This window comes from Nitratireductor sp. B36 (assembly GCF_020833685.1).
In the GTDB taxonomy this organism is placed as follows: domain Bacteria; phylum Pseudomonadota; class Alphaproteobacteria; order Rhizobiales; family Rhizobiaceae; genus Nitratireductor.
In genome coordinates, this window is record NZ_JACKZY010000003.1 from 200,615 (window position 1) to 221,167 (window position 20,553).

General features: G+C 58.4%; 24 protein-coding genes. 9 read left to right on the plus strand and 15 right to left on the minus strand.

All coding sequences use genetic code 11. The features are described 5' to 3' along the window. Positions 1–68 precede the first annotated feature (68 nt). The 5 genes from hisA to hisB form a co-directional block, all read right to left on the minus strand. Complete coding sequence (gene hisA / locus H7H48_RS12670; protein ID WP_229449432.1) at positions 69–800, minus strand: 1-(5-phosphoribosyl)-5-[(5-phosphoribosylamino)methylideneamino]imidazole-4-carboxamide isomerase; 732 nt, start codon at positions 798–800, stop codon at positions 69–71. Positions 801–803: 3 nt separating this feature from the next. Beyond that, positions 804–1,094: a DUF1330 domain-containing protein gene (locus H7H48_RS12675; RefSeq protein ID WP_229449433.1), complete on the minus strand. Its 291-nt coding sequence runs from the start codon at positions 1,092–1,094 to the stop codon at positions 804–806. Between the two features lie 617 nt (positions 1,095–1,711). Next, entirely contained in the window at positions 1,712–2,362 is a 651-nt protein-coding gene (gene hisH, locus H7H48_RS12680) for an imidazole glycerol phosphate synthase subunit HisH (RefSeq protein WP_229449434.1), read from the minus strand. A 2-nt stretch (positions 2,363–2,364) separates the two neighbouring features. Beyond that, positions 2,365–2,850: a DUF2628 domain-containing protein gene (locus H7H48_RS12685; protein WP_229449435.1), complete on the minus strand. Its 486-nt coding sequence runs from the start codon at positions 2,848–2,850 to the stop codon at positions 2,365–2,367. A 4-nt stretch (positions 2,851–2,854) separates the two neighbouring features. Then, positions 2,855–3,463: an imidazoleglycerol-phosphate dehydratase HisB gene (gene hisB / locus H7H48_RS12690; RefSeq protein WP_229449436.1), complete on the minus strand. Its 609-nt coding sequence runs from the start codon at positions 3,461–3,463 to the stop codon at positions 2,855–2,857. 168 nt (positions 3,464–3,631) lie between these two features. On the opposite strand from hisB, the gene hslV reads away from it, so the two are divergent. The 4 genes from hslV (at position 3,632) to H7H48_RS12710 (ending at position 7,178) form a co-directional block, all read left to right on the plus strand. After that, the gene (hslV, locus tag H7H48_RS12695; protein WP_229449437.1) at positions 3,632–4,180 is read left to right on the plus strand and encodes an ATP-dependent protease subunit HslV; all 549 of its coding nucleotides are present in this window, start codon (positions 3,632–3,634) and stop codon (positions 4,178–4,180) included. Then, on the plus strand, positions 4,170–4,709 hold the full coding sequence (locus H7H48_RS12700; RefSeq protein WP_229449438.1) for a GNAT family N-acetyltransferase: 540 nt from the start codon (positions 4,170–4,172) through the stop codon (positions 4,707–4,709). Before hslV ends, H7H48_RS12700 begins: the two co-directional genes overlap by 11 nt. Continuing rightward, the gene (hslU, locus tag H7H48_RS12705) at positions 4,706–6,016 is read left to right on the plus strand and encodes an ATP-dependent protease ATPase subunit HslU (protein WP_229449439.1); all 1,311 of its coding nucleotides are present in this window, start codon (positions 4,706–4,708) and stop codon (positions 6,014–6,016) included. The genes H7H48_RS12700 and hslU overlap by 4 nt, the downstream gene beginning before the upstream one ends. Positions 6,017–6,200: 184 nt before the next feature. Further along, positions 6,201–7,178: a DUF1402 family protein gene (locus tag H7H48_RS12710; RefSeq protein WP_370633378.1), complete on the plus strand. Its 978-nt coding sequence runs from the start codon at positions 6,201–6,203 to the stop codon at positions 7,176–7,178. Positions 7,179–7,184: 6 nt separating this feature from the next. Here the strand turns inward: H7H48_RS12710 and H7H48_RS12715 are convergent, their stop codons facing one another. Genes H7H48_RS12715 through H7H48_RS12730 form a run of 4 tightly spaced genes read right to left on the minus strand, consistent with a single transcriptional unit; the run spans position 7,185 to position 9,973 of the window. Beyond that, on the minus strand, positions 7,185–7,565 hold the full coding sequence (locus H7H48_RS12715) for a helix-turn-helix domain-containing protein (protein ID WP_229449440.1): 381 nt from the start codon (positions 7,563–7,565) through the stop codon (positions 7,185–7,187). Then, positions 7,562–8,125: a Smr/MutS family protein gene (locus H7H48_RS12720; RefSeq protein ID WP_229449441.1), complete on the minus strand. Its 564-nt coding sequence runs from the start codon at positions 8,123–8,125 to the stop codon at positions 7,562–7,564. The genes H7H48_RS12715 and H7H48_RS12720 overlap by 4 nt, the downstream gene beginning before the upstream one ends. A 3-nt stretch (positions 8,126–8,128) precedes the next feature. Further along, positions 8,129–9,262 (minus strand): murein transglycosylase A, encoded by a 1,134-nt coding sequence (locus H7H48_RS12725; protein ID WP_255663755.1) that lies wholly within the window; start codon positions 9,260–9,262, stop codon positions 8,129–8,131. A gap of 3 nt (positions 9,263–9,265) precedes the next feature. Further along, positions 9,266–9,973 carry a Tim44/TimA family putative adaptor protein gene (locus H7H48_RS12730; protein WP_229449442.1) on the minus strand — a complete coding sequence of 236 codons (708 nt, stop codon included), beginning with the start codon at positions 9,971–9,973 and terminating at the stop codon, positions 9,266–9,268. A gap of 159 nt (positions 9,974–10,132) precedes the next feature. On the opposite strand from H7H48_RS12730, the gene H7H48_RS12735 reads away from it, so the two are divergent. Both H7H48_RS12735 and secB read left to right on the plus strand, forming a co-directional pair. After that, positions 10,133–10,681 (plus strand): FxsA family protein, encoded by a 549-nt coding sequence (locus H7H48_RS12735; RefSeq protein ID WP_255663756.1) that lies wholly within the window; start codon positions 10,133–10,135, stop codon positions 10,679–10,681. A 111-nt stretch (positions 10,682–10,792) separates the two neighbouring features. Next, positions 10,793–11,290, plus strand: a complete 498-nt coding sequence (gene secB / locus H7H48_RS12740; RefSeq protein ID WP_229449443.1) for a protein-export chaperone SecB — start codon at positions 10,793–10,795, stop codon at positions 11,288–11,290. Positions 11,291–11,406: 116 nt separating this feature from the next. On the opposite strand, the gene dnaQ is transcribed toward secB, so the two are convergent. The 5 genes from dnaQ to H7H48_RS12765 all read right to left on the minus strand — a co-directional run bounded on the left by dnaQ (position 11,407) and on the right by H7H48_RS12765 (position 15,042). Beyond that, on the minus strand, positions 11,407–12,108 hold the full coding sequence (gene dnaQ / locus H7H48_RS12745) for a DNA polymerase III subunit epsilon (protein WP_229449444.1): 702 nt from the start codon (positions 12,106–12,108) through the stop codon (positions 11,407–11,409). A gap of 65 nt (positions 12,109–12,173) precedes the next feature. Continuing rightward, complete coding sequence (gene coaE, locus H7H48_RS12750; RefSeq protein ID WP_229449445.1) at positions 12,174–12,776, minus strand: dephospho-CoA kinase; 603 nt, start codon at positions 12,774–12,776, stop codon at positions 12,174–12,176. Continuing rightward, positions 12,773–13,606 (minus strand): shikimate dehydrogenase, encoded by an 834-nt coding sequence (locus H7H48_RS12755; protein ID WP_229449446.1) that lies wholly within the window; start codon positions 13,604–13,606, stop codon positions 12,773–12,775. The genes coaE and H7H48_RS12755 overlap by 4 nt, the downstream gene beginning before the upstream one ends. Beyond that, a complete protein-coding gene (locus H7H48_RS12760; RefSeq protein ID WP_229449447.1) occupies positions 13,599–14,204 on the minus strand; it encodes a Maf-like protein in 606 nt (201 codons plus the stop codon). Before H7H48_RS12760 ends, H7H48_RS12755 begins: the two co-directional genes overlap by 8 nt. 4 nt (positions 14,205–14,208) lie before the next feature. Beyond that, positions 14,209–15,042, minus strand: coding sequence for a pyruvate, water dikinase regulatory protein (locus H7H48_RS12765; RefSeq protein WP_229449448.1), 834 nt, complete (start codon positions 15,040–15,042; stop codon positions 14,209–14,211). Positions 15,043–15,441: 399 nt separating this feature from the next. On the opposite strand from H7H48_RS12765, the gene hemE reads away from it, so the two are divergent. The 3 genes from hemE (at position 15,442) to rho (ending at position 18,452) form a co-directional block, all read left to right on the plus strand. After that, entirely contained in the window at positions 15,442–16,467 is a 1,026-nt protein-coding gene (hemE, locus tag H7H48_RS12770) for a uroporphyrinogen decarboxylase (protein WP_229449449.1), read from the plus strand. Then, on the plus strand, positions 16,467–16,997 hold the full coding sequence (gene hemJ, locus H7H48_RS12775; RefSeq protein ID WP_229449450.1) for a protoporphyrinogen oxidase HemJ: 531 nt from the start codon (positions 16,467–16,469) through the stop codon (positions 16,995–16,997). The genes hemE and hemJ overlap by 1 nt, the downstream gene beginning before the upstream one ends. A gap of 189 nt (positions 16,998–17,186) precedes the next feature. After that, positions 17,187–18,452 carry a transcription termination factor Rho gene (gene rho / locus H7H48_RS12780; protein WP_025029315.1) on the plus strand — a complete coding sequence of 422 codons (1,266 nt, stop codon included), beginning with the start codon at positions 17,187–17,189 and terminating at the stop codon, positions 18,450–18,452. 71 nt (positions 18,453–18,523) lie between these two features. Here the strand turns inward: rho and H7H48_RS12785 are convergent, their stop codons facing one another. Then, on the minus strand, positions 18,524–20,539 hold the full coding sequence (locus H7H48_RS12785) for a thioredoxin domain-containing protein (RefSeq protein ID WP_229449451.1): 2,016 nt from the start codon (positions 20,537–20,539) through the stop codon (positions 18,524–18,526). Between the last annotated feature and the right edge of the window lie 14 nt (positions 20,540–20,553).

Genomic DNA, 20,553 nt, shown 5'->3' on the forward strand with positions numbered 1-20,553 from the left:
AAACAGAAGCGATTCCAATCGGTTATGGAAATCGAAGCAAGTGATTCTATTTGCTGAGAAAATGACTTCTATCCGTTCTTCTGCAGAATTCTCAGCGCTTCCGCCGGATCGATCCGCCCGTCATAAAGGGCGCGGCCGGAAATGGCGCCTTCGAGCTTCGCCGCGTCGGGCATGGTCATGCGCACGATATCAGCAATGGAGGCGAGGCCGCCAGAGGCGATCACGGGGATGGAGACCGCATCGGCGAGCTCTATGGTCGATTCCCAATTGATGCCGGTCAGAACACCGTCCCGGTCGATATCCGTGTAGATAATGGCGGCCACGCCCGCGCCTTCGAACCGGCGAGCCAGATCAATGGCTGAAAGATCGGAGGTTTCCGCCCAGCCTTCCACGGCCACCTTGCCGCCGCGCGCATCGATGCCGACGGCGATCTTGCCCGGAAAGGCCCTGCAGGCTTCCTTCACCAGATCGGGATCGCGCACCGCCACGGTGCCGAGGATCACGCGCGAGAGGCCCTTTTCGAGCCAGGCCTCGATATGGCCGAGCGTGCGGATGCCGCCGCCAAGCTGCACCGGGTTTTTCGTCGCTTTCAGGATCGCTTCGACGGCATCGCCATTGACACTCGCGCCCGCGAAGGCTCCGTTCAGGTCAACCACATGAAGCCATTCGAAGCCCTGCTCTTCAAAGCTGCGGGCCTGCGCGGCAGGATCCGTGTTGTAGACCGTTGCCTCGTCCATATCGCCCAGCTTGAGCCGAACGCACTGGCCGTCTTTCAGGTCGATGGCGGGAAAAAGGATCATGTGTCAGACGCCCTCGATGATGCTGAGCCTGGCTTTTGAAACGGGTTGCCGGAATGTGATGGCATGCTGGTATTCCGGCGAATGGTAACAGGCGAGCGCCTGCTCATAGGACGCGAACTCGATGACCACCTGACGGTCGCCCGTCGGTTCCTCCGGCGCGACCGACTGCCCGCCCCGCACCAGAAATTTCGCGCCGTACTTCTCAAAGGCGGCGGCGTTGGCTTCGATATATTTCCTGTAGCCCTCGAAATCGGTGATCTCGACCTGCGCGATCCAGTAGCCTTTTTTGTTCATGCACTTTTAGAAGGGATTCAGAATGAGAAATAAGAATCCAGCGGTGTTCGACTTAAATAGAAGCTGCAATTCTCATTCGGCCACTTATCCCCAAAAAGCATAAGCGGCTGTTAATCTGCATTAAACCAATCTGGACTCCCTCACGCTCCCTACGTAAGACTCGATTCGCCAAATACAAAAAGCCGGGATTCCGGCCCGGCTTTTTGAAGCCCGCAACGAATTGGATGCCGAGGGCAATAGGATATTTCCTACTGGAGTTTCAAATCATATCGCTGAATCTCAGTCAACTTCCTTCCTTTGGCCGGCATCCGTATTTTCCTCCCAAGGAGAAGAGCGATGGCTCATGCCAAGTTAACACATACCGACGCCGTAAAGTCCTGGGTATTGAGGGCTTGCGGCTGGAAACTAAGAGACATTCAAGCACGCTTCGACGTCGACCCGCGTCGCCTATACGAGGTATGGGAAGAGATAGAATGTCCAGGCAGTAGAGAAGCTGCGATTAAAGTGTTCCGACGACTGCTTCCGAATCAACCAGTTAAGGATAGATTCGAGAAGCACCAGCCTCGCTTCATGCGCCTGCAGAAGCAGGCAAGTTCAGAACCGATGCTGCCAGGTTTCTAAGGCCTCCAGCGAAGGAAATTGGCGATCAGCGCCAGGCCAAGCGCCTGGCTCTTTTCCGGGTGGAACTGTGTGCCCACCAGATTGTCCCGCGCGACCGCGGCAGTGATCGGCCCGCCATAGTCAGCGGTGGCGAGAACCTCCGCCTCATTGCGGGCCGCAAAGTAATAGGAATGCACGAAATAGGCGTGCAGACCGTCGGCTCCGGTGGGGATTCCATCGAAAATCGGGTGCAAGTGTTTCACGTGAATCGTGTTCCAGCCGATCTGCGGGATCTTCAGCTCCGGGTCGGCCGGGGTCATCTCGACCACATCTCCGGCAATCCAGCCGAGCCCTTCCGTGACCGACTTTTCCAGCCCGCGTTCGCTCATGAGCTGCATGCCTACACAGATGCCGAGGAAGGGACGCGCCTGATGAATGGCAACATCCGTGATCGCCTCGACCATGCCCGGCACGGCATCGAGCCCCCGCCGGCAGTCGGCATAGGCACCGACACCCGGCAGAACAACCCTGTCGGCGGTGCGGACGGCATCGGCGTCTGCCGTCACGTTGATTTCGGCTGCGATGCCGTTTTCATGCGCAGCACGCTCGAAGGCCTTTGCGGCCGAGCGCAGATTGCCCGAACCGTAATCGATGATCGCAACCTTCATGGTCAACGCGCTCCAGGATAGGTGAAGAGACCAAGCGCCGGTTCGCTGGCACGGCCTGCAATCCTTGCCGGTCCCGGCGTTTCACGGAGAGCGGGAAGTGGTGTTTCCCTGCGGGCTTCCGGCTCGTCGGACAAGAGCCCGGCCATATAGCGGGTCTCGGCCTCGTCACGGTTTGCCGCATCAACCACTCCCCATTCACGCCAACCGCGCCGGGACAACATGGCAACACGCAAATTGCGCGCCTCGAGGGCAAGAAAAAGCGAGAGGCACAGCGAAGCGACCGTGGCAGGCGCAGACCAGCCTTCGAACGTCCCCGTAGCGCCGATCAGAAGTGCAGCGGCAAGGGCTGCCAGTGCCTCCAGCCACATTCGGTGCCAGAGAAACCAGAGAAAGGGCATGATGAAAGCCAGCAGGGCAAAACCATCGCGCACCAGAATTGCTTGTTCCGGTCCCCCCTCGGGCGGCTCCATCACCACATAGCTTGCCATCGGCCTATCCCTTCAGGCTGCCCTTGGTGGAGGGTACGGCGTTGCCCTGGCGTGGATCTGCCTCACAGGCGGTGCGCAGCACACGCGCCACCGCCTTGAAACAGGTCTCGGCAATATGGTGACTGTTGGCACCGTAGTGATTGGTCACATGGAGCGTGATGCCGGCGTTTTGCGCCAGCGCCTGAAAGAACTCACGCACCAGCTCGGTGTCGAACGTGCCGATCTTCTGGGTCGGAAACGCCACGTCCCAGACAAGGAAAGGACGCCCCGAAACATCGATTGCAGCGCGTGTCAGGCATTCATCCATGGCAAGGTCAAGCGAAGCATAGCGGGTGATGCCACGCCGCTCGCCAAGCGCATCGGAGATCGCCTTGCCCAGCGCGATGCCGCAATCCTCGACCGTGTGGTGATCGTCGATGTGCAGATCGCCCTCAGCCTTGACTGCCATATCGATCAGGGAATGGCGGGAAAGCTGCTCCAGCATATGGTCGAAAAAGCCTACGCCGGTGGCCACATCAAAGCGGCCCTCGCCATCGATACTTACCTTGACCGAGATGGCTGTCTCGTTGGTCTTGCGGCTGACTTCGGCGGTGCGTTTGTTGCTGGAAGCCATGCTCTGTCCCTTTGCGCTGCGTGAAGGCCAGCCTTCTAGCAGCATGTTCGGGCAGCGCCAAGCACTCTCGCCAATCTCGGCTCTCGCGTTTGCATTCCACGATGTTCAACTTACATATTCGCTCTGACGGTGCCGTGCCTTTTCGGGCGGCACGAAAAGGAGTGTGCGATGAGCAACGAGAATTCCATGCACGCCACGACGATCGTCACTGTGCGCAAAGGCGGCAAGGTGGTGATCGCCGGAGACGGGCAGGTGAGCCTGGGCAACACCGTGATGAAGGGCAATGCACGCAAGGTGCGCCGCATCGGCAAGGGCAATGTGATTGCCGGCTTTGCCGGTGCGACGGCCGATGCCTTCACCCTTCTCGAGCGGCTGGAGGCCAAGCTGGAACAATATCCCGAGCAGCTGATGCGCGCCTGTGTCGAGCTGGCCAAGGACTGGCGTACGGACCGCTATTTGCGTCGCCTTGAGGCGATGATGCTTGTGGCCGATAAAAACATCACCCTGGCGCTGACGGGCAATGGCGATGTGCTGGAGCCGGAACAGGGCATCATGGCTATCGGTTCGGGCGGCAACTATGCGCTTGCGGCGGCGCGGGCGCTCTCCGACACCGACAAGGACGCCGAAGAAATCGCCCGCAAGGCAATGGAGATTGCTGCGTCCATCTGCATCTACACCAATGACAATGTCGTGGTGGAAACACTCGATGCCGGGTGATCCGGGGCAGATCGACTTCACCCCGGTCACGGCCGAGCATTATCCGCTCCTGCTTGACTGGCTCCACCAGCCGCATGTGCGGCGATGGTGGGGAGAACCTGAGACGGAGCTGGGATATATCCGCGATATGGTGGAAGGGCGTGATAGCTCCCGACCATTTCTGATCCTTCTGGATGGGGACCCGATTGGCTACATCCAGTACTGGTTTGTAGCCGACAACAGGGACCCGGAAATCCTCGCGGATGAGCCCTGGGTGGCCGAGTTGCCGCACGATGCCGTGGGCGTCGATTTGTCAATCGGCGAAGAAGCGCTTCTTTCACGAGGCATCGGCAGCCGCTCGGTGAACCAGATGGTCCAACGGCTTCTGGACGAGGGATACACCAACATCGTGATCGACCCGGAGCGTGAAAATAGCCGTGCCGTGCGTGCCTATGAGAAAGCGGGCTTTCGCCCGATTCCTCATCTCGAAGGACGCTCCGGAAGCGCTCTCATCATGCAATACGACAAGAAGAACGAGACGGACACATGACCACATTTTCCCCGCGCGAGATCGTTTCCGAACTCGATCGCTACATCATCGGCCAGAAGGATGCCAAGCGCGCCGTGGCTATTGCACTGCGCAATCGCTGGCGCCGGCAGCAGCTCGAACCCAAGCTGCGCGAAGAGGTGATGCCCAAGAACATCCTCATGATCGGCCCGACAGGTGTCGGCAAGACCGAAATTTCCAGACGTCTGGCCAAGCTCGCCGGTGCGCCCTTTGTGAAGGTGGAGGCCACCAAGTTCACCGAGGTCGGCTATGTGGGGCGCGATGTGGAACAGATCATCCGCGACCTGGTCGAAGTGTCCATCGGGCTGACGCGCGAGAAAATGCGCGAGAACGTCAAGGCGCGGGCTCATATGAACGCCGAAGAGCGGGTTCTTGAAGCGCTGGTTGGCAAAACGGCAAGCCCCGCCACGAAAGACAGTTTCCGCAAGAAGCTGCGCAACGGCGAACTGGACGACAAGGAAATCGAGGTGGAGGTCTCCGATTCCGGCAGCGGCATGCCCGGTTTTGAACTGCCTGGAATGCCCGGGGCCAATATTGGGGTTCTGAACATCAACGACATGCTGCAGAAAGCCATGGGCGGCCAGCAGACCAAAAAGCGCAAGACGACGGTCAAGGAATCCTACGAACTCCTGATCGCCGATGAATCCGACAAGCTTCTCGACCAGGACGAGGTGACCCAGCGGGCGCTGGAATCCGCTCAGAACGATGGCATCGTCTTTCTCGACGAGATCGACAAGATCGCCACAAGGGAAGGTGGCGTCGGAGCTGGCGTCTCGCGCGAAGGCGTGCAGCGCGACCTGCTTCCACTGGTGGAGGGCACGACCGTCGCAACGAAATACGGGCCGGTGAAGACCGACCATATTCTCTTCATCGCCTCCGGTGCGTTCCATGTCTCAAAACCCTCGGACCTGCTGCCCGAGCTGCAGGGTCGGCTCCCGATCCGCGTGGAATTGCGAGCGCTGGAGAAGGATGATTTCCGCCGCATTCTCACGGAAACCGAAGCGAGCCTCATAAAGCAGTATGTGGCGCTGATGGAGACGGAAGGCGTGACGCTGGAGTTCACCGACGATGCTATCGACCGGCTGGCGGCCATCGCTGTGGACCTCAACGCCACTGTGGAGAACATCGGAGCTCGCCGGTTGCAGACAGTGATGGAACGTGTGCTCGACGAGATATCTTTCGATGCTCCCGACCGGTCAGGCAGCGCGCTGAAGATCGATGCGGAGTATGTCGATGAAAATGTCGGAGATCTGGCCAGAAATACGGATCTGTCCCGCTTCATACTTTAGGGTCAATCGAAATCATGGCCTTGCCTGGCAGGGCCATGAAGCCGGCTTCTCAAGTGTGACATCTCTGCCGCGGTCACGATGTCATCGCGCGCGGCCCACGAATGTCTCTCGACTTGCTGACAGGCTTTGCCTAACTTGCGCCTCATCCAAAAAAAGAATGCACCGGGGGCGCAAGCGGCGCGACATGGCATCACGGGCTCGATTGGTTATCGGCATTTGCGCCGGCTTGATGGGTGCTGGCGTTTTGCCCATCGCAGCGGCAAACCTGGTGCCGGAGGGCAATCGCAATGCCGAGCAGCCCCCCATACCCGGCGTTTCGGCAAAACGCACCAAATCCGCGCAAACCACTTATGATGCCAAATATGGCAAGGTCTATCAGCTACTGAAGAACGATAGCGGACTGGTTTCGAAGATCCGCTCCATTTCCGCCCGATATCAGATCGACCCCGTTCACATGGTGGGCGCTATCGTTGGCGAACACACCTACAATGTGGATGCGTATGACCGCCTGCAGACCTACTATGTAAAAGCCATTTCCTATCTGAAGAGTGATTTCTCCTTCTCCCATGGCGGCGAAACCGTTGGGCAGTTCATCAACCGACCCGAATTCGCCGAATGCGAGAAGGAAAAAGGCAGCTACGAGCTATGGAGCTGCCGCGAGGCGGTTTGGGACAAAACGTTCCGCGGAAAGAGCGTGGACGGGAAAAAATGGCCCAACGATCGTTTCGGTGCGGTGTTCTTCCAGCCCTTTTATGCCGGGCAGACCTTTGGTATCGGCCAGCTCAACCCACTGACCGCACTCAAAATGACTGACATGGTGCACAAGGTATCCGGGTTCAGACGGATCAGCCATGACAACCCGCAGGAAGTTTACCAGACCATCATGGATCCGGATAAGTCGCTCGCCTATGTCGCAGCGACCGTGAAAAAGTCTATCTCCGCCTATAAGCGTATTGCCGATTTCGACATTTCCGGAAATCCCGGCATTACGGCGACGCTCTACAATCTCGGCAATCCCGAGGCGCGCGCCGCGCGGCTTGCTGCCGAAAATCGCGTGCGCAGGGCAAAAGGCCAGAAGATAAAATTTCCTGAAGAAAACTATTATGGCTGGCTGGTGAATGACAAACTGGACGAGCTGAAGGCGCTCTTCCAAGATTCCTGACGGCTTCTATTTTTTGCCGACCGCGCGGTCCCCGGTGATATCACGCAACTGCTTCAGCAACAGGTCTATCTCGGCGCTCTTCAAAGAACCGATATGAGCCGCCAGAAGGTTGGCGAGTTCGGTGGCGTTGGGTGAAAGTCTTGCCGTGTCTACCACAACACGCGGGTGGGAAAGCTCCGCGATGCGCTGCATCTCGTCTGCGTCATCCCATATCACATTAAAATAGCCTATGATCTTTTGAACCATCGCCCAATTGGGCGGGCTGGCGCGGCCATGTTCCAAAGACGAGAGATAGGCAGCGCTTACGCCAATGGCTGCTGCCATTTCCTTCTGACTAACCCCACGCTCCCTTCGAAGCTGGCGGATTTTCTCACCAAGCGGTGTCACATCCCGCTCCCGTGTTTCCGCTTCAGGCGAACATAAAACGCACCGCCTCCACCATGCCGGCGACTGGCCTCATCAATGCCGCTCACAAGCGAGGAAAACGGCGGCGTTGCAAGCCACTGCGGAACGGCACGCCGCAACACGCCATCACTTCCGAAAGAAGCTCCTTTTCCGGTGATGACCAACACATGGCGCACACCATCCGCATGGGCGCGGCTGAGGAATGAAAGAAGAAGGCTATGTGCTTCGGGTTGCGTGAGCCCGTGGAGATCGACGCGGCCTTCCAAGGCAAGCCGGCCCCGCGCAAGCTTTGTATGGGTAGGCTTGTCTATTCGCCGTGTCGGATGGGCTTTCGGCGCAGGGGCCTCCCTGAGAACTGGCTTGGGAGAATTCTTACTGCCGGTGTTCTTTGCCACCAGGCGGGAAAGCTCTGCCATGGTTTCGTCGGTCGGCTCCGGCGCCTCTTCCAGCATCTTTCCCTTCAGCGGCTCGGTTGACCGCGCCACCCGGTTCCAAAGGATGCGGTCTTCCATGCTCAGGCGCTTGGGCGTGTGGGTGCTCATGGATCAGCGTCCCAGGAGCGTGCGTGGAACCAGTGCATAGAAATCCGCTTTGTGGCGGATGCCGCCAGCGATCTCTCCTGCCGCAGTTCCGCTACCGATGAAAAGATCGGCGCGTGCCTGACCTGTAATCGCCGAACCTGTGTCCTGTGCGATCATCAAGCGGCGAAACGGGCCATTATCCACTGCATGAAGATCCGGCGCGTCAATGAAAAAGGGGGTGCCAAATGTGTGAAGGAGGCGATCAACCGCGATCGAGCGACCGGGTGTCAGCTGAACCTTCGCGGCAGCGACCGGGCCCAGTTCGCGATCACCCATTTCTGTTTCCCGAAAAAAGATGAACGAGCGATTCTGCCATAGAATCTCGTCGATCCGGTTCGGATTCTCCGAAAACCACGCGCGAATACTCTGCATTGTGACCGCATCTGGAGAAAGTTCGCCGCGTTCGATGAGCACCCTGCCTACACCCGTGAAATGATGACCGGATTTGGCGGCGTAAGTGACACGCATTGCCGATCCGTCCTGGAGACGCAGGCGAGCAGCACCCTGGACATGGATGAAATAGGCATCGACCCTGTCATCCAACCAGACAAGCTCCAACCCGCGGCCCGTCAAGGCACCGCGATCGATTTCGCCGCGATCGTGAAAGGCGACAAGTCCGCGGTCCGTCTCCCTGGCAAACGCGAAATAGGGGTCCAGATCCGGCGGCCTGTTGCTGTCGTCGACATCAACCAAATCGTCCGGGCGCCGGTAAAGCGGGACATGGAAACGCTCGGTTTTGACGCGTGAAGCTTCGACTTCAGGTTCATAATAACCCGTCACAAAGCCTGGGCCGCCATCCTCCGACTTGATACGGCAGGGAATGAAATGACTTTCAAAAAAGGCGCGCGCTGACCGCTCATCGATATCCGGCATGGCGCGCGCTGCCGTGTACGCAGGGGCAAAGGCAGAAAGGACAATACCGAGAGAGCCCGAGCGATATGGCTTTGTCTCAACTTGGGTCGCCGAACGGGCAAAGGCACGAAAAGCCTCGAGAAGGGTATCCTGCCGCCATCCGGGCACATCGTCGAAGGAGCAGCGCTCAATGCCTGGCGAAAGCGCCGCAAAAGATGCGGCCGTGCACGACGCTTCGCCCGACAAGGATCAATCCTCGGCTTCGGTGGCGACAAGCTTCCAGTTGGGGTCGCGGGAACGCGTATCACGCGCGAAAGTCCAGACGTCCTTGACCTCAGCCACGGTCTCCGGATCACCGTCGATCACCTCGCCGGCGCTGTCGCGCGTGGCAGAGATGAGTTCGCTGACAATGCGCAAAGTGACATGTGCTTCGGAACCCTTCATCTCGGCTGCGATGATCGTCATGTCGTCAATGCCGACAAACGAGGATTCGATCTTCTCCTTGCGCTTCTCGCGTTCGTCGATGGCAGAGACAAAACCCTCGTATACCTCACGGGAGAGCAGGTTTTTCAGCGTACGACGATCACCATCGGCGAAAGCCATAACGATCATTTCGTAGGCCATTTTTGCGCCGTCAACGAAGCTCTTGGGCGCAAAGGAGGGATCCGCATCCCGGATGGCGCGCATTCCTTTGTTCAATTCGGTGCCAGGTTTTGCAACCTTGTCGATATCGGCGTAGATCTGATCGGGTTCCGCGGCACCCTTGCGACGCGGCAACGACACCACATTCTCCCCGTTAGCGCCCTGTTCTTTCCGGGATCCGTTGCGACCGGCCGTGTAGGGATCGAACGGTGGACGCTCATTGCCCGTGCGCCGGCCCAGCACATTGCGCAACTGGAAAAAGATCACCACAGCGGCAATCAGGAAGAAAATCGTGCCGAAATCGAAGAATTCCATAACGTCCAGCCAAACGAGCCACTGTGTTCCACAGCACCTGCCGGCTCGGGGCAGGCGCAGAGGCGACGGCATCCCGTCCCTAACGGAAATCATATAGAACGCAGGGAGCCATCATTCAAATTTTCGGTCAGAATACCTATGTTTTCTCAACTGGCCAGCATGGAACGGTCAGAATCGGCTGAAACACCCAACAAGGCTAACAGGTTCGTGCGCTTTTCCATCGTCCCCTTCCTGCTTCTCGCCATTCCGCTCGCTGAAATCGCGACTTTCGTCGTGGTTGGCAGCCAGATTGGCGTCTTCCCCACGCTCGGCCTGGTCGTTGTTACGGCTATTGCCGGCTCCATCCTGCTCCGGGTTCAAGGGTTTGGCGTTGTTCGTCGGATTCAGGAAACGATGAATGACGGCGGGGTGCCTGGCCGCGATCTTGTTCATGGCATGATGATCATGGTTGCCGGCGTGTTGCTGCTGACCCCGGGCTTTGTCACGGACACGCTGGGTTTCCTGCTCTTCGTTCCGGCTATCCGGGACGCGGGTTGGTCATTCCTGCGCAACCGCATCGTGATTTTGGGTGGTGCAGCATCTCCCCGCACGGATCGCGCCTCGGGCCGTCGGCGCGACCCCGATCCCCAGACAATCGATCTCACAGCGGACGATTACAGCGATACTGGAAACGACCGGTCACCATGGCGTAAACCCGATCAGGACTAGTTTCCGGACCCGGCGCCGCCTTGTCATGCGCCAATGCCCATGCTAGCGAGCAGGCAAATTCAAAAAAGGGGAGCCGTGGCGGCTGCCGAACCACGCTTGAGGAATAAACGCATGGCGAAAAAACCAGAAGAAAAGACCGAAGCTGCCAAGGCAGGCAATGGTGCTCAGCCCTCTCTCAATGTACTGACGCAGTATGTGAAGGATCTGTCCTTTGAGAGTCCAGGTGCCCCCCAGTCGCTCCGCGGTCGTTCCGAGGCTCCAGCGATCAACATCAACGTCAATGTCAACGCCAACCCGCTTGGCGACACGGACTATGATGTGGTGCTGACGCTCAATGCCAAGGCCGAGGCAGAAGGCAAAGTCCTGTTCAATGTCGAGTTGATCTACGGCGGTGTCTTCCGGGTGGCCGGATTCCCTCAAGAGCACATGCTCCCGGTTCTCTTCATCGAGTGCCCGCGTCTGCTGTTCCCATTTGCCCGTCAGGTCATCGCCGATACGACGCGTGCGGGTGGCTTCCCGCCGCTGATGATCGATCCGATCGATTTTGCCCGCATGTTCCAGCAGCGTGTTGCCGAGGAACAGGCGAAGGGGCAGGTTCAGGTTTCCTGAAGCAAAAAAATTCCATGGTTTCAGACGGGGCGGTGCTTTCGAGCGCCGCCCCGTTTTGGTTCTGAGCAGATTATTCTGGGCAGGATCCACCACCGGGCATATTGAGGCGGCGGTGTTCAGCTGCGCAAAGTGTGCCAGAGGGACTTTTCACCGAGCTTCTCGACCAGTGCCTCATGCGCTGCCCGCTCGGCTTCGCTGATCCGGGGGGGTAGGGGTACAGGTCTTGCTGAAACTCTGATCGAGCTATGGTTCGCATCCCGTCCCGCATCATGGCCACCGGATGAAACCTCAAGCCCCAGCGCAGCCTGCTTTCCACCGATAAGCTCGATGTAGACCTCGGCAAGAAGCTCGGCGTCGAGCAAAGCGCCGTGCTTGGTGCGGTGGCTGTTGTCGATCCCATAGCGGCGGCAGAGCGCATCGAGCGAATTCGGGCCCATCGGATGTTTGCGCCGTGCGATCGCCAATGTATCAACGACCAGCCCCGGATCCACAGGTGGCACGCCGAGGCGGTCAAATTCGGCATTGATAAAGCCGATGTCGAAATTGGCGTTGTGCGCGACGAGCTTTGCACCATCGATAAATTCCAGAAATTCATCGAGAATTGCCCCGAACACCGGTTTATCAGCCAGATCCGCATCGGAAATGCCGTGAACCGCCTGGGCTTCGGGGTGAACGGAGCGCCCCTGTGCATTGATGAAATGATGAAGTGAGCGGCCCGTCGGAAACCGGTTGTCCAGTTCGACACAGCCAAGCTCAATCACCCGGTCCTCATTGGGATCAAGGCCTGTGGTTTCTGTATCAAAAACGATTTCGCGCATTCCTACACTCCGGAGGTCGGACTAGATCAACATGCGCATCCGCCACGAAAGACGCAAGGCGGCGGTCAGGTTGGAACCTCATCCGCTGGGGAAAGTTCGCGTATCACGGCCCTCACAGCCTGTCGCGCCGGTTCCATACCCTCGCCCGTGTCGATAATGAAATCCGCGCGCCTGCGCTTTTCCGCATCGGGCACCTGTCGTGCGAGGATTGCCGCGAACTTTTCCTCCGTCATCCCGGGCCGGGCGAGGACACGTCTGCGTTGCTCTTCCGCAGAGGCAGTTACCACGACGATGCGGTCGACACGATCTTCCCCGCCGGTCTCGAAAAGAAGCGGTATATCGAGCACGACGATTGGTGTGGCATTCTCCCGGTGGCCGGCGACGAAATCATCAGCATCCTGACGCACAAGGGGATGGACGATCTCTTCCAGCGCTTTGAAGGCTTCCGGCTTGCCCATCACCGCTTCGGCAAGGCGGGCCCGGTCGACCGTGCCCTCGATCACGGTTCCGGGAAAGCGCGCCTCGATCAGCGGCGCGGCGACGCCAGTGTATAGACGATGCACCGCCGCATCAGCATCGTGAACCGGGATACCTTCGTCCATGAACATCTTGCCCGTGGTCGACTTTCCCATACCGATGGAGCCGGTCAGGCCGAGAACAACGGTCATGATGTCTCTCCGCCCGCTAGCACGTGCGTACGCAGTGCCTCCGTCACGCTCGGTCGAACACCGAACCAGCGCTCGAATCCGGGCACGGCCTGATGCAACAACATGCCGAGGCCGTCGATCGCTTTCAGCCCACGCTTTTCGGCTGCAGCGAGAAGATCGGTCTTCAGCGGGGCATATACAATATCGCTGATTATTGCGCTGTCCGGCAAAGGCTCGAGCGAAATATCAAGCGCCGGCTGGCCCGTCATGCCGAGCGCGCTCGTGTTGACCAGAAGATCTGCATTGCGAAGGAGCGCAGGTATTTCCGCCCAGCCGTGAGCGCTGACGCCGGCGCCGAAACGGGTCGAGAGTTCCTGCGCACGGGCAAGTGTGCGATTCACGATGCAGATTCTCTTGTAGCCGGCTTTTTGTATGGCATGAACGATGGCTCGGGCCGCGCCGCCAGCACCAAGCACAATTGCTGCTTCACCATCTTTCCAGCCCGGGGCGCCGGCGCTCAAATGTGCGGCAAAGCCGTAGGCATCCGTGTTTCCACCAATCAATTTGCCGGATTCAAACCAAAGCGTGTTGACCGCTCCAATCATCTCCGCCGCTTCATCGCGCCGGTGAACCGCGGCAAAAGCCGCTTCCTTGTGGGGCAGCGTGACGTTGCCGCCGGCATACCCAGAAGCCGGCAAATTCCTGAGAAAGGTAGCGAAATCAAGCGGAGCGACGTCCAGCTTTTCATAGCTGCCGTCGATGCCATGCTCGGCAAGCCAGAACCCGTGAATGAGCGGCGAACGGGAATGGGCGATCGGGTGCCCACAGACGAATGCGCGGATCTCAGCCATCAATGGCACCCAGGCTGCGAAGCTCGGCCAGCAGCGGCAACAGCGGAAGGCCAACTATGGTGAACGTGTCGCCTTCGATCTTCTCAAACAGCTGAATGCCTTCTCCTTCGATCTGGTAAGCACCCACACTCGAAAGTGCCTTTTCTCCCACACTGGAAAGGTGGCGACCAATGAAGCCGGGATCGAGATCACGCATGGTGAGACGCGCAACACCCACATGCCGCCAGATCACCTCACCGTCCCGCGCGATGACCACAGCGCTGTTAAGCTGATGCGTTCGGCCGGATAGTTTTAGAAGATGGCGGCGCGCGCCCTCCATATCAGCCGGCTTGTGAAAGAGTTCATCACCCAGCGAAAGTGTCTGATCCGCGCCAATCACCAGCGCGCCCGGCTCACGTTCGGAGACATCGACGGCCTTGGCTTCCGCGAGGATCTGAGCCACTGTCTCGGGATCGGCGCCGCTGCCCTCAAGAGTATTTTCCACGGCGCGCTCATCGATTTCCGCGCGTTCAACACGGAAGGCCACACCGGCATCGCGCAGCATTTTCTGGCGAAAGACACTGCCGGACGCCAGAATGATGTCGGTGTTGTCGGTCATGTCGTCACCCTCTGTTCTCCTTCGACTTCGCATATAATGCGAGAATGGCAGCAGCGGTTTCCTCGATCGAGCGGCGGGTTACATCTATCACCGGCCAGCCATGGCGTGCGCAGAGCTGGCGCGCATAGGCGATCTCCCGGGAAATGGTCACCCGGTCGGTATAGGGATTAAACGCGTTTTCATCCACCGATCCCAGAATCCGGTTCTGGCGAATCTGCGAAATGCGTTCCGCAGATGCGACCAGCCCCACGATCAAAGGCCGTTTCGCACTGGAAAGCTGCTCCGGCAGCTTCATGTCCAGAACGATGGGCACATTTGCGGTCTTTACGCCCCTGTTAGCCAGATAGATGCTGGTTGGCGTCTTTGATGTACGGGAGATACCCACCAGGATGACATCGGCTTCCTCCACATCGAGTGGCAGTTGTCCATCATCATGATCCATTGTGAAGTTCAGCGCATCGATGCGATGAAAATATTGGGCGTCGAGCACGTGCTGAGCTCCCATGCGCCTTCCCGCCGGCGTGCCGAGATAAGACTGAAACACCATCAGAACCGGCTCGAGCACGGATACACAGGGCAGGCCGAGCACAGCGCAACCTTCATCCACCTGGCGGGCAAGCTTCTGGTCCACCACCGTATACAGCACGATGCCGGGCTCGCGCTCCACCTCGTCAAGCACACGAGCGAGCTGCTTCTCGTTTCGAATCAGCGGGTAGATGTGCTCGATCGCCCGCGCATCCTTGTATTGCGCGGCAGCAGCGCGTCCCGCGGCGAGCAGAGTCTCGCCGGTCGCATCAGAAATCATGTGAAGATGGAAGAAGCGCTGCGGCTGTTGCACGGATTTTTGCCCCGCCATGTGGATGCCTGTTGATAACGCGGGCCCGAAAAAATGGCGAGGCCGCACCCTTTGATAACTCCACCTGTTCTTCCACAGACAGGCCTCGTGTGAATTGAGATCGTCCCATGTGGAGAACAATCGACGATTCCTGAACCTTCCTTCACTGTCCACCAGACAAGGTCAACCCAAATTGCTGCAGCCTATTGAATCTGCGTGCTGAATCCGCATTATCCCCGTTCTTCTGAAGATGTGCGTTTCTGTGAGGCGCGGCAATAAGACCGGGCTCGCGATGCGCAAAACCGTGGACAGATTTGAATCCACATTACAAACAGAGTCTAAGAATCAGAAGAATCTTCAGATCTGTAATTATCTTTTGAATCCTGACTGTGGAGCAGCCTGATGGGGCAGCGGAAAATCCTTGATGTGCTTAGAGGCGAGACGGTGTTTCCGCCTCCCGTCTGGATGATGCGCCAGGCCGGACGATATTTGCCGGAATACCGGGAAGTCCGGAAGCAGGCAGGGAGCTTTCTTGATCTCTGTTACAACCCCGATCTGGCAGTGGAAGTGACATTGCAGCCGATCCGTCGTTTCGGGTTTGATGCATCGATCCTCTTTTCCGACATTCTCGTGGTGCCGCATGCGCTCGGCCGCGGCCTGCGCTTCGAGGAGGGCAGAGGTCCGCTTCTGACGCCAATCGATGCTAGCGGTATCGCAAAACTTGAGACATCGGGTTTTCACGATCATCTGGCGCCGGTCTACGAAACGGTGCGGCGGCTTCGCAGGGAGCTTCCCGATGAAACGACACTGCTCGGATTCTGCGGAGCGCCCTGGACGGTGGCGACCTACATGATTGCCGGGCATGGCACACCGGACCAGGCACCGGCCCGCATGTTCGCGCTTGAGCAGCCGGAGGCCTTTTCCACCCTGATCGACTGCCTTGCGGACTGTTCCGCCGAATATCTGATCCGCCAGATCGACGCCGGCGCGGATGCGGTACAGATTTTCGATTCCTGGGCAGGCGTTCTCGATGAACTGTCTTTCGAGCGGTGGTGCGTGAAGCCGGTGGCACGGATGGTGGCCAAGGTGCGGGAAAAGCATCCCGACACACCGATCATCGGCTTTCCGAAGGGTGCAGGCGCGCTTTACGCAGGCTATCGCCGGGAGACGGGCGTGACGGCACTCGGGCTCGACTGGACGGTTCCTCTGGGCACAGCGCGCCGCCTGCAGGCCGAGGGGGCGGTTCAGGGCAATCTGGACCCTCTGAGGCTGATTGCCGGCGGAGAGGCGCTCCACGAGGGCGTGGACGCGATTGTGGAAGCGCTGCGGCATGGCCCGTTCATCTTCAACCTTGGGCACGGCATCACGCCGAAGACGCCCATTGAGCATGTGGAAGCAATGCTGAAACAGATTCGGGAGGCCGAGTGATGGCTGCGAGCGATACAAGCGGCAAGAAGGCTGCAGGCCGGGCTTTCGCGGCGCTTGCGATCTTCATCGGTCTGACAGCGCTTCTGTTTTTCTATAATCCGTCCGGTTTCTATCCCTGGGCCAAGGCCATCCATGTGATCGCGGTGATCGCCTGGATGGCGGGTATGCTCTACCTGCCGCGTCTCTTCGTTTATCACGCGGATGCCGCGCCGGGCTCGGAGACATCCGAAACCTTCAAGATCATGGAGGGGCGCCTCTTACGGCTGATCATCAACCCGGCGATGATGGTCACCTGGGTGCTTGGCCTGTGGCTTGCCTGGAACGGCTTCGGCTTCTCCGGTGGGTGGCTGCATGCCAAGATCGGGCTGGTGGTCGCCATGTCCGGTGTGCACGGTTATTTCTCGGCATCTGTTCGCCGGTTTGCCGCCGACCAGAACACGAAGCCGGCGCGTCATTGGCGTATAATGAACGAAGTGCCGACGGTTCTGATGATCGTCATCGTTATCCTTGTTATCGTCAAACCCTTCTGATACGGGTTTTTGAAAGACCGCCCGTGAGATGAAACCGGGAAAGCCGTCTTGCCCTTTGGCATAGACGGCGGTAAGAGATGGTTCCTTCCTTTTTGTCCGGTTCCACGAATATCTTCCGTTTCGAGTGAAGCCGGCCGGCACCAAATACGCCTACCTCCACCTTTTCCGTTGCCTTTCCAGAGTCCGCACATGCAGGAAATGAAACTCCAAGAGCTGAAAAGCAAATCGCCAACCGATCTCATTGCGTTCGCAGAATCGCTCGAGGTCGAAAACGCCAGCATCATGCGCAAGCAGGAGCTGATGTTCGCGATCTTAAAGAAGCTCTCCACCCAGGATATCGAGATCATCGGTGAGGGTGTCGTCGAAGTGCTGCAGGATGGCTTCGGCTTTCTCCGCTCGGCAACAGCCAACTACCTGCCCGGTCCCGACGATATCTACATCTCCCCCTCGCAGATCCGCCGTTTCTCGCTGAAAACCGGCGATACGGTGGAGGGGCCGATCCGGAGCCCCAAGGAAGGCGAGCGCTACTTCGCCCTTCTCAAGGTCAACACGATCAATTTCGAGGATCCGGAGAAGATCCGCCACAAGATTCATTTCGATAACCTCACTCCGCTCTATCCCGATGAGCGGCTGAACATGGAAATCGAGGATCCGACAAAGAAAGACCTGTCGGCGCGTGTGATCGATCTGGTGGCGCCGCTCGGCAAGGGGCAGCGTGGCCTGATCGTCGCGCCGCCGCGCACGGGTAAGACGGTTCTTCTGCAGAACATCGCCCATTCGATCACGTCCAATCACCCGGAATGCTTCCTGATCGTGCTTTTGATCGACGAGCGTCCGGAAGAAGTGACCGACATGCAGCGCTCGGTGAACGGTGAAGTGATTTCCTCCACCTTTGACGAGCCGGCCTCGCGCCACGTGCAGGTCGCCGAAATGGTCATCGAGAAGGCGAAGCGTCTGGTCGAGCATGGCCGCGACGTGGTTATCCTGCTTGATTCGATCACCCGCCTCGGCCGCGCTTACAACACGGTGGTGCCATCCTCAGGCAAGGTGCTGACGGGTGGTGTCGATGCCAACGCGCTACAGCGCCCGAAGCGCTTCTTCGGTGCAGCGCGCAACATTGAAGAGGGCGGTTCGCTGACGATCATCGCAACCGCGCTCATCGATACGGGCAGCCGCATGGATGAAGTGATCTTCGAAGAGTTCAAGGGGACGGGCAATTCCGAAATCGTTCTCGATCGCAAGGTTGCAGACAAGCGCATCTTCCCGGCTATCGACATTCTCAAGTCTGGTACCCGAAAGGAAGACCTGCTCATTCCGCGGCAGGACCTGCAGAAAATTTTCGTTCTGCGCCGGATTCTCGCGCCGATGGGCACCACGGACGCCATTGAATTCCTGAACGACAAATTGAAGCAAACCAAGACGAATTCTGAGTTCTTCGATTCCATGAACACTTGATCGGTTTGCGCCTTTCGCAGATCGTTTTGAGAAGTGTAAGGCGGCGCTGCTGTGCCGCCTTTACTGTTTGTTCACCAAGAAGTCGTTGCCTGACCGGCTTGGCGCAGGGCGGCGTCTAACGCCTCAGGCGTCTCAAAGGGCGGCAGGCAGACTTTCCCGATGCAGAGATAGGCCGCTCTCTTTTCAGCGTTGATGCTCATGCCGTCTGGTAGGCTTTGAGGACGGTCATCGGTGATGACAATGTCGAACCGGGATGGATCCAGGTGTCGATTCGCTACCGGAACGAAAACGCGCTGATTGTCAGGCTCAACCATAAGAAGCTTTTTGGACATCTCAACCAGTGCCGAGGCGTAGACGACGCCCGCCTGGCCATAGGCTTGTCTGACTGTTCGGCCCAGAGCAGACTCTGCCACGTCTGAAACATGGTTGTTAAGCGTTTCGTGGGAAAGCATGGAGAGGGCCAGGAGGGCCTCAATGATCTGGCTGGTAGCGGATGGTATGGCTTCATCCACGTCTCCGCGTATCCGCATGGGCAGGTCTGCTGCATCGCTCGCCGAGAGATAATAGCCTGTTCCGCTCTCATCGAGGTACCAAGAGCGAAGTTTGTCAGCCCAATCATTTGCCTGGGCGAGAAAATCTTGCTCTGCGGTTGATTGAAAAAGCGATGCCGCGGCGGAAATCATGCAGGCGTAATCGCTCGAGAGACCAGGAAAAACCGCTTTTCCCTCGCGTAGGCTGTGCGGAACACGCCCATCTCGCATCGATTCGCTTACGAAACGAAAAGCCTGTCGCGCGGCGTTCAACCAATCTGGGCGCTGGAGCAGACGTGCTGCCTCTGAAAGTGCACTGATCGTGAGACCATTCCAATCAACAAGGACTTTGTCGTCGCGGCCGGGTTGGTCACGCTTCTGTCTTGCAGTGAGAAGCTTATCCAGCATGGATCGCAGCTGCGTTTCCCGCGCCGCGCCGAGATATTGAGGTTGATGGCGGCGGTGAAGGATCGGATCTCCATCCCAATGCTCTGGACTGGCCAAAGAGAAGGTTTCGAAGAAGAGGTCCGCCTGATCGCCCAGGACGTCCGCAATCTGCGCTCTCGTCCAAAGATAGGTTTTTCCTTCAACACCACGAGTATCGGCATCAAGACTGGAGGCGAAGGCGCCACTCTCCAAACGCATCTCGCGCAGCAGCCAGGCAACAGTCTCTTCGATTCGGATGCGGAACAACTCGTTCGCTGTTTCGCTATAAGCCCAGCAAAGCAGGCGCAGGAGCTGAGCATTGTCGTACAGCATCTTCTCGAAATGGGGAACAAGCCAGCGCTCGTCAGTCGAGTAGCGTGCCAGCCCACCGCCGACATGATCGTAAATCCCGCCAGCCAGCATCGCTGTGAGGCTTTCGATCACGGCGGATCTATGGTCATCAGCCTGGCTCAGCCACAGCGTGCGCATGAACGGGGCGTTGGGAAACTTGGGAGCACCACGCAAGCCGCCCAGATCCTTATCGATCATCGAATGAATCTTGGCGGCAAGCGACTCAAGTGCTGTGCGCGGAGAAACGGGACCTCCTGCATCGGATGCAAGTTGCGCTTTCACGTGAGCGCTGAGTACGCTGGCACTTTTCAAAAGCTCGCTTTGCTTGTTCTGCCAGGCTTCATTCACCGCGTGCAGCACTTGCTGGAAACCTGGCCGTCCATACTGCTGCCTTGGAGGGAAATATGTGCCGCCCCAAAAAGGCTGTGCGTCGAAATCGAGGAACATCGTCAACGGCCAGCCGCCTTGCTCTCCCATCGCGGAAAGCGAAGCCATGTAGATCTGGTCGATCTCCGGCCGCTCTTCCCTATCAACCTTGATGTTGACGAAATACCGGTTCATCACCTCTGCGACTTCGGGATCTTCAAAAGACTCATGTGCCATCACGTGGCACCAGTGACAGGCCGCGTAGCCAACGGAAAGCAGAATTGGCTTGCCTGTTTCTCGTGCCTCCCGTAGGGCATCTGCGGTCCAGGGCCTCCAGTGAACGGGATTATCCTTGTGCTGGAGCAGATACGGACTTGTCTCGTCCGCCAGAAGATTTTTTGCGGGCAGCGGCATGGCGGCTCCTTGCA

What these genes read in the sequence shown, in the direction of transcription:
- hisA (WP_229449432.1), bottom strand. Translation starts at nt 800, where the DNA reads ATGATCCTTTTTCCCGCCATCGACCTGAAAGACGGCCAGTGCGTTCGG.
- H7H48_RS12675 (WP_229449433.1), bottom strand. Translation starts at nt 1,094, where the DNA reads ATGAACAAAAAAGGCTACTGGATCGCGCAGGTCGAGATCACCGATTTC.
- hisH (WP_229449434.1), bottom strand. Translation starts at nt 2,362, where the DNA reads ATGAAGGTTGCGATCATCGATTACGGTTCGGGCAATCTGCGCTCGGCC.
- H7H48_RS12685 (WP_229449435.1), bottom strand. Translation starts at nt 2,850, where the DNA reads ATGGCAAGCTATGTGGTGATGGAGCCGCCCGAGGGGGGACCGGAACAA.
- hisB (WP_229449436.1), bottom strand. Translation starts at nt 3,463, where the DNA reads ATGGCTTCCAGCAACAAACGCACCGCCGAAGTCAGCCGCAAGACCAAC.
- hslV (WP_229449437.1), top strand. Translation starts at nt 3,632, where the DNA reads ATGAGCAACGAGAATTCCATGCACGCCACGACGATCGTCACTGTGCGC.
- H7H48_RS12700 (WP_229449438.1), top strand. Translation starts at nt 4,170, where the DNA reads ATGCCGGGTGATCCGGGGCAGATCGACTTCACCCCGGTCACGGCCGAG.
- hslU (WP_229449439.1), top strand. Translation starts at nt 4,706, where the DNA reads ATGACCACATTTTCCCCGCGCGAGATCGTTTCCGAACTCGATCGCTAC.
- H7H48_RS12710 (WP_370633378.1), top strand. Translation starts at nt 6,201, where the DNA reads ATGGCATCACGGGCTCGATTGGTTATCGGCATTTGCGCCGGCTTGATG.
- H7H48_RS12720 (WP_229449441.1), bottom strand. Translation starts at nt 8,125, where the DNA reads ATGAGCACCCACACGCCCAAGCGCCTGAGCATGGAAGACCGCATCCTT.
- H7H48_RS12730 (WP_229449442.1), bottom strand. Translation starts at nt 9,973, where the DNA reads ATGGAATTCTTCGATTTCGGCACGATTTTCTTCCTGATTGCCGCTGTG.
- H7H48_RS12735 (WP_255663756.1), top strand. Translation starts at nt 10,133, where the DNA reads ATGGAACGGTCAGAATCGGCTGAAACACCCAACAAGGCTAACAGGTTC.
- secB (WP_229449443.1), top strand. Translation starts at nt 10,793, where the DNA reads ATGGCGAAAAAACCAGAAGAAAAGACCGAAGCTGCCAAGGCAGGCAAT.
- dnaQ (WP_229449444.1), bottom strand. Translation starts at nt 12,108, where the DNA reads ATGCGCGAAATCGTTTTTGATACAGAAACCACAGGCCTTGATCCCAAT.
- coaE (WP_229449445.1), bottom strand. Translation starts at nt 12,776, where the DNA reads ATGACCGTTGTTCTCGGCCTGACCGGCTCCATCGGTATGGGAAAGTCG.
- H7H48_RS12755 (WP_229449446.1), bottom strand. Translation starts at nt 13,606, where the DNA reads ATGGCTGAGATCCGCGCATTCGTCTGTGGGCACCCGATCGCCCATTCC.
- H7H48_RS12760 (WP_229449447.1), bottom strand. Translation starts at nt 14,204, where the DNA reads ATGACCGACAACACCGACATCATTCTGGCGTCCGGCAGTGTCTTTCGC.
- hemE (WP_229449449.1), top strand. Translation starts at nt 15,442, where the DNA reads ATGGGGCAGCGGAAAATCCTTGATGTGCTTAGAGGCGAGACGGTGTTT.
- hemJ (WP_229449450.1), top strand. Translation starts at nt 16,467, where the DNA reads ATGGCTGCGAGCGATACAAGCGGCAAGAAGGCTGCAGGCCGGGCTTTC.
- rho (WP_025029315.1), top strand. Translation starts at nt 17,187, where the DNA reads ATGCAGGAAATGAAACTCCAAGAGCTGAAAAGCAAATCGCCAACCGAT.
- H7H48_RS12785 (WP_229449451.1), bottom strand. Translation starts at nt 20,539, where the DNA reads ATGCCGCTGCCCGCAAAAAATCTTCTGGCGGACGAGACAAGTCCGTAT.